This is a genomic window from Pseudobacteroides cellulosolvens ATCC 35603 = DSM 2933 (assembly GCF_001262605.1).
In the GTDB taxonomy this organism is placed as follows: domain Bacteria; phylum Bacillota; class Clostridia; order Acetivibrionales; family DSM-2933; genus Pseudobacteroides; species Pseudobacteroides cellulosolvens.
Genome location: NZ_LGTC01000001.1, coordinates 4,896,274 through 4,908,780 on the forward strand (window position 1 = coordinate 4,896,274; position 12,507 = coordinate 4,908,780).

Sequence of the window (12,507 nt, forward strand, 5' to 3'; positions counted from 1 at the left end):
AATTTCTACATTCAATAAGAAGATTTTAAAAATTTCCTTGGTCAATTTTTTGAAATCTCCAGTTGACCAGTTATTTTTTAGGAATCAACTAAGTAATGCTTTAGATATAACTTCTCGTATTGTCAAGGACAAAATCGATTTAACGGGTTTTGGACGATAGAATCGAATGTTATTTCTTAGCCATTTCTAATTCTTATGATACCTGCACAAAAATTAATATCTATATTATATAGGGGTGATTAATGGATGTCTGAAGTTAAATTCTATTACGGTGATAGTGTACCTTTGGAAATGCATAAGGTACGAATAGTACAAAAATTGAACCTAGTCCCCATTGAACGTCGCTTGGAAGCTATTAATGAAGCAGGAAACAACACATTCTTATTAAAAAACTGTGATGTTTTTATGGATATGCTTACTGATAGCGGGGTAAATGCCATGAGCGACAAGCAACTGGCTGCTATGATGGAAGCTGATGACAGCTATGCCGGCTCTGCGACATTTACAAAGCTGGAAGATAAAATTAAAGAAATATTCGGCATGAAATATTTTCTTCCTGCACATCAGGGAAGAGCCTGTGAAAATATTCTTTCCCAAGCCTATGTAAAGCAAGGCGATATAATCCCCATGAACTACCACTTCACAACAACTAAAGCTCATATAACATTAAATGGTGGTACTATAGAAGAAATTATAATTGACGAGGGTTTAAAAACAACCAGCAATCATCCTTTTAAAGGTAATTTGGATATTGCCAAACTAAGAGGGCTCATCAATAAGCATGGTGCTGAAAAGATCGCTTATGTCCGTTTGGAAGCTGGAACCAACCTAGTCGGCGGTCAGCCCATATCCCTTGATAATATGCTGGAAGTCCGGAATGTTTGTGATGAATTTGGTATCATATTGGTCTTTGACGCAAGCCTTTTGGCAGATAATCTTTACTTCATAAAAAACCGGGAAGAAAAATATAAAGATATGAGCATTCGCGAAATAACCCGTATTATAGCAGACCTTTCCGATATCATATATTTTTCTGCAAGAAAACTTGGATGTGCCCGTGGGGGCGGAATATGTACCAATAGCCATGAAGTATATATGAAGCTTCGTGAATATATAACACTTTATGAAGGCTTTCTTACGTATGGCGGAATGTCTGTGCGTGAAATAGAAGCACTTGCTGTCGGGCTTGAGGAGACCATGGACGAGGATATGATTAACCAGGGCCCTCAATTTATTTCTTATATGGTTGAAAAGCTTGATAAAAGCGGTGTACCTGTTATAACACCTCCAGGTGGTCTGGGAGCTCACCTCAATGCAATGGAATTTGTTGACCACATTCCACAAAAACAATATCCCGCAGGTGCACTTGCTTCAGCATTATATCTTATAAGCGGTGTTCGTGGTATGGAAAGAGGAACTATATCCGAACAAAGGGATGCAGACGGGAATGAGCATTTTGCAAATATGGAATTATTACGTCTTGCAATGCCTAGACGCGTATTTACCCTATCCCAGGTTAACTACGCAATTGATCGTATAAAATGGTTATATGAAAACCGCAAGTTAATAGGTGGTTTGACTTTTGTAGATGAGCCTAAGATGTTACGTTTCTTCTTCGGCAGATTGGCTCCGGTTTCAAATTGGCAATCTGAGCTTGTTTCAAAATTCAAGAGAGATTTTGGTGATAGCCTGTAGTATTTTCGGGGCATTTCTTTAAAAAGAAATGCCCCTTTTATTTTGTTTAATGGCCTTTTCTCACATTCTATGATTATTTTCTATTCAATACTAAATCATATCTATTGAAACCCCATTAAAATGGTGACTTATTAAGACTTTTGTTATAGCCATTTGACAATTGACAACTACAATAACACATGTTATTATTAACATATGTTATTGTAGTTGTGTTTTTTATAAACTTTAAGACATACTCAAAAACCAAAGTAATTTTTTAATCATAACCAAGCTACATAATAATAACAATAAAGAAAGGGAGTATTAGATATGAAAGATGAACCTATTTTCAAAAGCATGCAAGCAAAAGATAAAATATTGGGAATATATGAGAAACTCTTAGCTGCAATACCTTATAAGAATGAACAATTAACAATTCCAACCAGTCATGGCAAAACCTTCTGTATTTGCTGCGGAAATGAGAATAATCCGCCATTGATACTTATTCATGGGTCAGGTTCCAATTCCTCCATATGGGCAGAGGATATGAAAAAGTATAGTGATCACTTTCGTGTTTATGCACTTGATATAATAGGTGAACCGGGCAAAAGTGAGCTAACCCGTCCGTCTATGGATGGGGATACATATGCCCAATGGCTCATGGACATAATTAAATATTTAAATATAAAGAAGGGTAGTGTCAATATCTTGGGAATGTCACTTGGCGGATGGATGGCACTGAGGTTTGCTACACATTATCCCGAGTACGTAAAGCGACTGGTACTTCTCTGTACAGCTGGCATCACAAATTTAAAGCTGTCATTTGCACTAAAAAGTATTTTATGCTCATTACAAGGAGATGAGGGTATCAAAAAAATATGCCGCATGCTCAGCCATCCACAGCCCCTTCACCCAGAAGCCGAGGAAATTATAATGCTTATATCAAAAAATTTCAATTACCGCCGCTATATACCGCTCTTTTCTGATGAGGAATTAAAAAAATTATCCATGCCTGTTATGTTTGTTGGCGGAGCCGTTGATGCGATGTTTCCTTCGGAAAAAAGTGGAAAACGCTTAAGCAAATTAGTCCCTCAGTTGAAATTGGATATCATCCCTGATACAAGTCATGTATTGATTAATATGTATCCAAGGATTATTCCGTTTCTTAAATCTTGAAAACTATTATCTTTTTATTTTTCTGGAAGTTGTCTTATCAAACTCCCCTGTTCTAACAACCACCTGCGTAATCTGCTTATAGGTTGGTAGATCCCTCGTTACACTTTTGATGTCTTTTAGAACCTCTTGGGGAGTTCTTTCTTCACTTAGGAAAACCTCTGCCATAAGTGATTTTTCATCCCCTTTATCATCGGCAAGTCCTCTTACAACAACCTCCACAATATAGTCAATACCTTGAATATATCCTTCTATCTCTTCAGGATAAACATTTTTCCCATTGTTCAAAACGATAATATTCTTTTTCCTGCCTGTTATTACAAGCTGCTGTTTGTCATTAATATAGCCATAATCACCGGTATAAAACCAGCCTTCTTTAAGTACTTCTGCCGTTTTTTCCGGTTGCTTGTAATAACCAAGCATTACGATATCACCCTTGATACATATTTCCCCTATGCCCTCATCATTAGGGCTGTCAACCTTCCAGTCGATACAAGGAAGCTTTATACCTACAGTATTATAATCATTAAACATGTCATGGTTCGCAGACACAAGTGGAGAACACTCTGTAATCCCATAACCGTTAATCAGGCTAATACCTATATCGTCAAAAAACTTTCCTATCTCGGGGCGAATTGGTGCACCGCCGCATACTATTTTCCTCAGCCTTCCGCCGAAAGCATTGTGTATGGATTTAAAGAATAATTTTCTCAAATCAATGCCAATTCTTCTTAATGCATTGCTTACAACAATTAATTTGTTAAAAGCACTTTCCTTTCCGGATTCCTTAATATTTTTAATTATCTTGGAATGAAACATTTCTGCAAAGGCAGGAACAAGGTATATATAAGACGGATTATACAGTTGCAGGTTCTTTAGCACAGCACTTAAGCTGTCGTTGATACAAATGGTGGAGTGTTTATGAAGCGAAACTAAAAGTCCGCTTACCGCTTCATATGTATGATGATATGGTAAAACTGAAAGACCGGTATCATAAACTGTTGATACCTGCAATCCATAATAGACACTGGATACCAGGTTGTGCTCTGACAGCATTACCCCCTTGGCGATACCGGTTGTCCCTGATGTATAAACAAGCAATTTAAGTGAATTGGGCTCACTTTTAAGTGCCTGGTATTTTTTACAATCGCACTTCTTTCCATATTCAATAAGTTTGTTAAAAGATAGGAAGATGCCAGCATCATCAGCACGATCGAATCCTATGTAAAGCTTTACATTTGGGAGCTTATGAGTATTGTTCATAAACATTTCTTCTTGAGCTTGTGAATAGAATACAACGGTGCATTCACTATCATTTAACACATGAAAAACGTCATTTGGGGGAAGGTCTTTATCGACAGGAACATATACACCTTCACTCTTAAGTGCGGTAAGATAAGTTAAAACCCAGCTATAACTGTTTTTGCCTATACATCCGATATGCTTGTTTGAAAATCCCATTTCAGTTAATGCGGCACCAAGCCATATGGTTTGCTGTTGAAATTGTGAATAGCTCACCTCAACAATTTCATTGCTATTTTCCTTGTACTTGAAAGCAATTTTATCTCCCGCTTCCTTTACAGCTATTTCCATCATTTCTTTGATGCTACTAAATTTTGTAACTTTATAATATAAAAAATTTGGTTTTGTCATAAATTATATACCCTTCACTTTTCTCTAATTTAAAAAACATGAAGTGATTTTTTAGTAAACATTAAAAAATCAAATTCAATAGACCGATAATAAACCCAAGACCGGCTCCTAAATTTATCACAGAATCCAATTCGTTTTTCATAACCGATAATACAAGCTTCTCAAGTTCTATTACATCCATATCCTGAATTTTATTTCTTACTATTCCTACAATATCAATTTGCTTAATAATGGCATCTGATGACCTATCTATACATTCAGTATAAATACGTCCGACAAATTCCTTTATTTTGTTTTCGTTAAATGATATATTATTTAGTATGGAATTCACTGTTTCATTTTCCAGGTTTTCTATCTCTTGACCAATAACAGGCTGAATAATTTCCACACCATGATTTTGTATATATTCCTTTACCTTTTCACCGATTGGTTGTGCTAAAGAGGCTATCAAACTATCGTTTATCATCATAGCAAACATAGTACCCTGAAGTTTTCCTTTTACTGCTGCACCGGCTTCACTTGTAATAATAGCACCTAAATCAATACCTGAAAGTCCTGCCGCCATCCTTTCACTTAACAGCTCTTGCAGATGTACTTTGATAATCTCATAATCCTTTTCATTTACATAGCAATTTAATGTATCTTTTATTGTCATGGCAGCATCTGTCTTATTCTTCACATACTCTACTATACCATTTGTTATCGACTGTTTCATCCCGTCAGACAACAAGGCATTTTTCAAATCCTCCTGTGTAATTAACATATTGCTTATGGTTGTCCCAAGAGCCCCAGCCAACTCTTTTTTCCTTCTTGGAATAACCCCCGGTGTAAACGGCAAAGTAAAATTTCCAACCTTAACCGGATTTAATGGCCTAAAAAGCATCTTCACAGCAATATAATTTGTAAAATAACCGATAACAGCACCTATAACAGGCCCAGACAATACTTGAACCACATTCATGTTGTACTCTTTCCTCCATACTATAAGTTTTATTATATATAAAAGTTAAAAATCTATTACTTTTTTAATTTGCAAACAATAAAGCCCACGGCTGACTACAACTTATGCAATCAACCACAGGCTCATTTACATACTCATAAAACACTCCTACTTCTTTATTAGTTTAACCTCGGTGACATGCATCGTTAAACGTATTTCATCCCTATATTCAGGTTTAACCAAATAATAAACATAGCTTTCAATTACAGCGGCACGGTGCTGTGAACGCCCTTCAATTTTAAAGTTTTCATAACCCATAGGTACATATCTCTCATAAATTTCCTTTGGTGTTATATGTGTTCTATGCTTTGTGGTTTCATAGAAATGAGGCGTTATACAGTCGCATTTAAATTCTTCAAACTGGAACGGCCTGTTGGTTGATCTCTTTACATGTTCTGCAATAGCAATCTGATATCTGCCAATATAATCATAATGCTCTTTTCTACGCTTGCAATTAGGAACACAGCATGGATTAATAAGTAGTTCACAGCGTTCCTTATGAGGAATTTTATCAAGTTCCTCAAAGCGATTGTTCCAATTATAATCAAGCACAACCAAGCTATAATCCTTTTCCAGCTCCTCTTTCAAACCATCAACATCTTCAAGCTGCTTGCAGGTTGAACTGATAATTTTATATTTGGGATAATTTTTTCTGATATAAGCCTCTAAAACAGGAGAAACAACAATAACCTCATTCATGCCATTATGCCCTAATCTTAAACACATATTGCAAAAGCTATCATTTAGATGCTCTTCTTTAATATGTGGATTGCTGAAAGTATAACGGCAAGGAATATCACGAGTATTAAATTGTCTGAGAATTTCCGCCACATAGCTTCGCTCACTGGATATTCCGCCATAGGTACGCCCGCCATTCCACATTGAAGTTGGAAATGTACCATAAACAGAAGCAATTTTTATATCCGGCCAAAAACATTCAGGTCTGGTTTTCATCAATTCATACAGCATGATGTTTAAATCAAAATTCTCGACAAAATCAGGCAAATGAAATTTAATACTCATCTAAGCCACCTCTTTATAATAAATAAAAAGCATAATTTTTATACCACTTCCGCCACTACTTATGATATCATTATTATATAAAAAGTTCAATAGAACACGCTTCACTGAACTTATACAAGCTAAAGAAAGGGTGAAAAAATCATTTCATTCCTGGATTATTGATTGAGCTTTTTCATTACATTTAATACAGTAAAAAATGAAGCCTTAAATTATTTATAGAATTTTATTATATTGATAATAAAACACATAGAATTTTAGCACTTAAAATAATATTTTCTGCGAATTATTAAATTAAGGAATACTTCGCTTAAAAACCTGTCATAAGAAATTATAGTGTCTGCATCTTCTGTTATCGGTGCATTTCACTTCTTAATAAGGCACCTTAATTTCTTAGGCATAAAAAAATATATATAATCTAAGGGGGATTTTTTTATGAAAAAAAGGATTCGTTTCACGAGTTTGGTAACGTTATTGACTTTTTTATTGGTCCTGGCGTTACCTCAAAACATGTATGCGGCATCTACAGTTACTCTTGACTGGGATACCAATTATCAGAATATTGATGGATTTGGTGTATCGGAAGCTTTTCATCAGTCAAATAATATTGCACTTTTAGGCGACACTAAGAAAAATGAAATCTACGATTTGTTATTCTCAACAACCAAAGGAGCCGGTTTTTCCATCTTCCGTTCAATACTAGGCGATGGGGGGACTTGGGGTAATGCAGAAGATGGTCCAAACAAAACAATGCAGCCATCTGAAACAACATGGGACTGGAAGGAATCAAACGATGATCAGATACCTATGTATAAAGAAATCCGTGAAAAATACGGAATTGATAAGCTTCTTTATACTGCATGGAGCCCACCGGCCTGGATGAAATCAAACGGTTCTACTTCCAGAGGAACTATTAAAGCAGATAAATATCAAGCTTATGCTACATATCTAGCTGAACATATAAAAAACTACAAATCGAAATTCGGTATTGATATTACACATATTGGAATTTCCAATGAACCTAACCTGGAAACCAACTATTCCTCATGTACATGGTCATCATCTCAATTTAAAACATTTATGAAGGATTATCTGGTACCAACTTTCGATAAAGAAAATATAACTGCAAAAGTTATTATGGGAGAACCCATGGCATGTACCGAATCCTTTGCAATAGACAGCCTCAATGATGCTACTGCATCTAAAAGAACCGATATAGTTGGCTGCCATAACTATGGATCTACATATGTAGCATTCCCTACTACAAAGTCAAAGGGAAAAGGTATTTGGATGACAGAAGTATCGGATATGAATGGTAATGATATTACAATTAACGACGGCTTGAAATGGGCAAAGGAAGTTCATGATTTTATGACTATAACCCAGGGAAATTCATGGAGTTACTGGTGGGGTGCATGCTACAAAACACACAATGGTGAAGGTCTAATTCAAATGAACATGGGTGCAAAAACTTATACAGTTGCTAAAAGGCTTTATACAATCGGACAATATGCAAGGTTTATTAGACCTGAATGGCAGAGATTTTCTGCTACAGCAAGCCCAGTATCAGGTGTATATGTGACAGCATACAAAGATCCGGCTACCGGTGAGTTTGCAGTAGTTGCTATCAATAATGGTTCATCAGATCAATCTGTATCATTTAACTTAAAAGGTTTTACTGCTTCAGCAGTTACACCATATACAACTTCAGCATCCCAGAATTTAGCTGAAGGTTCAAGCATAGCAGTAAGCGGATCAAGTTTTACAGGTAATTTACCTGCAAAGTCGGTAACTACATTTGTTGGAGCAAAACCAACCAAAAAGGTAAGCGGATATATTTCAAGTTCTTCATCAGACCTTAAGGAAGGTTTTAAAGTAGAAGCAGAAGGAACATCAACCTTAACTGATGACAAGGGATACTTTGAACTCACAAATATACCTGAAAACACTACTGAAACTACTGTGAAAATAAGTAAAGATGGTTATCTTGCCAGAGAAATAAAAAATGTAAAGGTATCCGGAACGTTAGGAACCAATGGTAATCCTGTGGAGATCTGGGCTGGAGATACTACCCAGGATGGTGCTATCAACATGGCTGATGTCCTGCAGATAGCGAAATTTTTCAACAGCACATCAGGCAGTACCAAATATAATGCCGAGGCTGACCTAAGCAATGATGGTGTTGTGAATATGGCGGATGTCTTGATAGTTGCAAAGCATTTTAATGCAACAATTGATAGTTACCCAGCATTGTAAGCCAACTTAAAAATCATTAAAGGGAATGTCGAATATTGTTTCGGCATTCCCTTTTTATGTACACTTAATTCTACTACATATAAGTATTTTATTATATTTTGCAAAAATCAATAATCACTTCTAAAGATACCAACTAAATTACTTACCATATATTTCAGCATTGCGAGATAACAATTCATTGTATTTTTTATAGGACATGTCAAGCAATGCCTTATCCTGACTATATGTTACAATCTGCAAAGCATGCTCAATATAAAAGAACCCCCCGTCTGAAAATTTTTCCTTTTCCGAGACATTGAACTTTTCACTTTCTGTGCTCATAATAAACCAAATAATTTTATTACAAACAGGCTTACGCCGTGTAATTGAATAAAATTCATAACTTGTCCTACCGGCTATTGTAACAATCTCCGCAGTGACCCCACCTTCCTCCATAACCCTTTTTATTGCTACATCGGCAGGTACTTCATTATTTCGGATTAAACCTTTGGGAAATACCCATTCCTCTTTCTCATTTTTAAGTAAAAATACCTTTTCTCCAAAAAACACAACACCGCCAGCACAACTTCTTTCCAGCATAAAATGCCCTCCATATACCTCATTTTTTTAGCATAATTTATAAAATAGTTGACTTATCCTTCATAACGTATTGATTTTACATGGTATGAACTACAAACATCTTTATTAATCTCATTTTCTACAATATCTCCTGGTCTTTTCAGCATTAGAGCTCTTCCTAGTGTTGAAATATATGATAAATCCTTATTAGATTTGGAATCATCATAAGGTGAAACAATTCTATAATAGTATACTCCATGTTCATTATTACTCTCAAGCTCCACAGTACTTCCAATAATAACATAGGGTAAATAATTAAGAGACTTTAATTTTTCACGGGTTGGCCTATCAATAATTTGGGATGTTTTAATTAGCTCTTCCAGTTTTTTTAAGTAGTTATCTAAAAAAATGTTGAAATCATCACGCAAAACCGATGGTTCACAGTAAATATCATTTACTATTTCATTCTTCCGTTCCTCAAAGTCGACAAGATGCTGTAAAATAGCCCTATAGACATATGTAGTCAGTTCAATGATTGAGTACATGGAACACTTTCCCCTTTCGAATGTTAAATAGGACAAAATCATACGCAATGAAGCTTTTATACTTGGAAGAATGGAAACAATTCGACATAATACATGCAATCTCTTTTCGTTTGTCAATTAAAAAAACCTTATATGTAAGTGACTGAATTAAAAAATTGAAACAGCTTAATTTTTGAATGAGACATTGAATTTTAAGAATAGATATTTTGACTGAGGATTTTCTATTTTCCCGTCCTACAGCCAATATATGTGCATTAACCACATCAGCAATTATTGATTGTGATTTGGAATTGTTTGCACCATCCGAAAACCAATATATGTCGCTTGCAAAAAACGAACATATTTGGACTATAAACATAAAAATCAAAAAATATGAAATTATTTTTATATTTCTTTTCTTTGCCAAGGTAACATACCTCAAATCTATCTCTTTTTACCAATGTTATTAAATGGAAAATAGCAAAAAAATAGAACAAGGCATCACGCAAATTATTTGCGAAACGCCTATATTATATATGGTAACATAAATGTAAATGGATGTCAATCATGTTCCAATTTTCCACTTAATTACTGACTGAATATTAAATGGATTTGATTCAATTAACTAACAGTGCAGCCTCTTGAATGTTTGATTAGTAGAGCTGTTTTCTATTAGGTTCTATCCCTGTTTATAAACAATAGAAACTTTGTCACTTCTCATAAAATCATATGGGAAAACGGCTTTCCCGCCATTTCCATCCAAGTCTACTCCGCTGTTCATGTAACAGTTCCATACATATTGTGAACAATAGAATTTATCTGTTTTAGTTTTATTAAATAAATTACTAAAGTAGCTAAATGGTGTGCCTATTTTTGTATGCCCGTATGAAATGGCATCCGCAATAACTTTTTCATCTACCTTAGGACGTACGACGACAACTTTTTTATATCTTGTCCTCCAATCATTTTCAGCATTTTTAACACCATCCTGAAAGAGTTCCAGAACTTTTTGCGGATCAGAGTCTACAAACGCAGAATGTGTAGTAAGTGAACCCATCATAATTGCATTTATATCACTATTATCCTTATCAATTACACAAATCAATATGTCTCCAGGCTTTCCAAGATATTTTTCATTGGAATTGTACAAGTCCATATCCTTCTCCACTACCAAGTTGTCCCAGTTTTTTTCTATGTATGTTTGAAATTTTAAAGTATCTATCATTTCCTTTGAAATTGCATCTACCTCATTTATGCCACTTTTTATACTGTCATAAAAAGACTTAACATCCGGATTAATTGGTTTGGAAAACGAAAATGCACTTGCATAGTTAACATTAACAGCTATTATTCCTGCACATAGTAAAGATAAAATTAATTTCTTCTTCATAGTATTCCTCCCATCTGCGTGCTTAGCACGTACCACCCTTCATTCCTTTGTGATAATGCCGATTTACTTATTATTTTAAAGATTTCGTCAACTCCTTTCTTATACCCCCCTGCTTCTCTAAGTGACTTTCCTATCTTTTCACTGTTTGTTTTGTAACTTTTGTCAGATAAGATATTAACTACAGACTGCTTTAACAATTCAGGGGTAACTTTATATTTTTCAATAACAATGCCTGCACCAAGTTTAGCAACTCTATCAGCAACAATAGGCTGGTCAAAGAATTGAGGTACAAGGATCAATGGAACAGAATAATACAGTGCCTCATTTACACTATTCATACCGCCATGGGTAATAAATACATCTGCATGTTTTAAAATCTCAAGCTGGGGTACATAGTTACGGATAATAAAGTTTGATGGAACAGATTCAAATTTATCGACATCTATATTTTGACCTACAGACATAATAATTTTTATATCCATATTGCAAAAAGCTTTAAAACAACTTTGATAAAACTCAATAGACTCATTAAATATTGTGCCTAAAGATATATAAATAATTTTTTCATTATTAATCTGTAAGGATGGATCTAATTTTTCTTTTCTATCAATTATAGACGGACCAATGAACTTATAGCTCTCATCGAAGCTTTCACCATACATTTGAAAGTACTTGGAGGTATAAACGATATTCATATCATTTTTTATTGTACATAGTGATGAAAGATCAGGGAGCATTAGTTCATACTTTCCCCATAAATATTTTATAATATCAACAATCTCAGATCCATTTAGAAGCCTACTTAATACCGGCATACACCCATTAATAAAAACTGAAAAGTAATCTGTTTTATTATTAGTTGCAAAAGTAGAATTAGAGCTAATTGCGGGTATCCCTAATACTCGTCCAACTTCACTGCCAAAGAAAAATAATGAGTCATAGATAATGTAGTCAAACTTTTCTTTCAAACTAAATATAATATCTATTATTCCTTTGTAAAGTCGACCTATCTCTATTAATTGAGGTTCAATATCCTCAAAGTTTATGTTCCCGTTTTGGAATCCCGACTCGTCAAAATTTTTATACCCTTGAAACTTTGCACCTAAGCTTTCAATTTTTTCTTTAAATTCCTCACCTGCTATATAGGTCACTTTTTCTCCTCTTTCAATTAATTCTTTAACTAAACCTAGCGTGGGATTAACGTGCCCATAACCAAATACATTTACAAATAATACTTGAGACATATTTACCCCTCCTTA

At 34.7% G+C, this 12,507-nt stretch carries 10 protein-coding genes; 3 read left to right on the forward strand and 7 right to left on the reverse strand.

What is annotated here, in order from left to right; all coding sequences use genetic code 11:
• The first annotated feature begins 246 nt into the window (after positions 1 to 246).
• Positions 247 to 1,695 carry a tryptophanase gene (locus Bccel_RS20120; protein WP_036937552.1) on the forward strand — a complete coding sequence of 483 codons (1,449 nt, stop codon included), beginning with the start codon at positions 247 to 249 and terminating at the stop codon, positions 1,693 to 1,695.
• A gap of 309 nt (positions 1,696 to 2,004) precedes the next feature.
• Positions 2,005 to 2,850 (forward strand): alpha/beta fold hydrolase, encoded by an 846-nt coding sequence (locus Bccel_RS20125; protein WP_036937551.1) that lies wholly within the window; start codon positions 2,005 to 2,007, stop codon positions 2,848 to 2,850.
• Between the two features lie 6 nt (positions 2,851 to 2,856).
• Here Bccel_RS20125 and Bccel_RS20130 read toward each other — a convergent pair whose 3' ends face one another.
• The 3 genes from Bccel_RS20130 to Bccel_RS20140 all read right to left on the reverse strand — a co-directional run bounded on the left by Bccel_RS20130 (position 2,857) and on the right by Bccel_RS20140 (position 6,523).
• On the reverse strand, positions 2,857 to 4,500 hold the full coding sequence (locus Bccel_RS20130) for an AMP-binding protein (RefSeq protein ID WP_036937550.1): 1,644 nt from the start codon (positions 4,498 to 4,500) through the stop codon (positions 2,857 to 2,859).
• Between the two features lie 61 nt (positions 4,501 to 4,561).
• Entirely contained in the window at positions 4,562 to 5,461 is a 900-nt protein-coding gene (locus Bccel_RS20135; protein WP_036937549.1) for a DUF445 domain-containing protein, read from the reverse strand.
• A 147-nt stretch (positions 5,462 to 5,608) separates the two neighbouring features.
• Positions 5,609 to 6,523 carry a hypothetical protein gene (locus Bccel_RS20140; protein ID WP_036937547.1) on the reverse strand — a complete coding sequence of 305 codons (915 nt, stop codon included), beginning with the start codon at positions 6,521 to 6,523 and terminating at the stop codon, positions 5,609 to 5,611.
• A 432-nt stretch (positions 6,524 to 6,955) separates the two neighbouring features.
• On the opposite strand from Bccel_RS20140, the gene Bccel_RS20145 reads away from it, so the two are divergent.
• Positions 6,956 to 8,776 (forward strand): glycoside hydrolase, encoded by a 1,821-nt coding sequence (locus tag Bccel_RS20145; RefSeq protein ID WP_160317748.1) that lies wholly within the window; start codon positions 6,956 to 6,958, stop codon positions 8,774 to 8,776.
• 138 nt (positions 8,777 to 8,914) lie between these two features.
• Here Bccel_RS20145 and Bccel_RS20150 read toward each other — a convergent pair whose 3' ends face one another.
• From Bccel_RS20150 to Bccel_RS20170, 4 genes are all read right to left on the reverse strand, one after another.
• Positions 8,915 to 9,355: an NUDIX domain-containing protein gene (locus tag Bccel_RS20150; RefSeq protein ID WP_036937544.1), complete on the reverse strand. Its 441-nt coding sequence runs from the start codon at positions 9,353 to 9,355 to the stop codon at positions 8,915 to 8,917.
• A gap of 53 nt (positions 9,356 to 9,408) precedes the next feature.
• Complete coding sequence (locus Bccel_RS20155; RefSeq protein WP_050753668.1) at positions 9,409 to 9,879, reverse strand: GreA/GreB family elongation factor; 471 nt, start codon at positions 9,877 to 9,879, stop codon at positions 9,409 to 9,411.
• Positions 9,880 to 10,537: 658 nt separating this feature from the next.
• Positions 10,538 to 11,248 carry a YiiX/YebB-like N1pC/P60 family cysteine hydrolase gene (locus Bccel_RS20165; RefSeq protein ID WP_036937541.1) on the reverse strand — a complete coding sequence of 237 codons (711 nt, stop codon included), beginning with the start codon at positions 11,246 to 11,248 and terminating at the stop codon, positions 10,538 to 10,540.
• On the reverse strand, positions 11,245 to 12,492 hold the full coding sequence (locus tag Bccel_RS20170; protein ID WP_050753669.1) for a macrolide family glycosyltransferase: 1,248 nt from the start codon (positions 12,490 to 12,492) through the stop codon (positions 11,245 to 11,247). The genes Bccel_RS20165 and Bccel_RS20170 overlap by 4 nt, the downstream gene beginning before the upstream one ends.
• Between the last annotated feature and the right edge of the window lie 15 nt (positions 12,493 to 12,507).

Bases quoted from the DNA above. Each gene is read 5' to 3' on its own strand.
- Bccel_RS20170 (WP_050753669.1), bottom strand. From the start codon at position 12,492: ATGTCTCAAGTATTATTTGTAAATGTATTTGGTTATGGGCACGTTAAT.
- Bccel_RS20140 (WP_036937547.1), bottom strand. From the start codon at position 6,523: ATGAGTATTAAATTTCATTTGCCTGATTTTGTCGAGAATTTTGATTTA.
- Bccel_RS20135 (WP_036937549.1), bottom strand. From the start codon at position 5,461: ATGAATGTGGTTCAAGTATTGTCTGGGCCTGTTATAGGTGCTGTTATC.
- Bccel_RS20165 (WP_036937541.1), bottom strand. From the start codon at position 11,248: ATGAAGAAGAAATTAATTTTATCTTTACTATGTGCAGGAATAATAGCT.
- Bccel_RS20120 (WP_036937552.1), top strand. From the start codon at position 247: ATGTCTGAAGTTAAATTCTATTACGGTGATAGTGTACCTTTGGAAATG.
- Bccel_RS20155 (WP_050753668.1), bottom strand. From the start codon at position 9,879: ATGTACTCAATCATTGAACTGACTACATATGTCTATAGGGCTATTTTA.
- Bccel_RS20125 (WP_036937551.1), top strand. From the start codon at position 2,005: ATGAAAGATGAACCTATTTTCAAAAGCATGCAAGCAAAAGATAAAATA.
- Bccel_RS20130 (WP_036937550.1), bottom strand. From the start codon at position 4,500: ATGACAAAACCAAATTTTTTATATTATAAAGTTACAAAATTTAGTAGC.
- Bccel_RS20150 (WP_036937544.1), bottom strand. From the start codon at position 9,355: ATGCTGGAAAGAAGTTGTGCTGGCGGTGTTGTGTTTTTTGGAGAAAAG.
- Bccel_RS20145 (WP_160317748.1), top strand. From the start codon at position 6,956: ATGAAAAAAAGGATTCGTTTCACGAGTTTGGTAACGTTATTGACTTTT.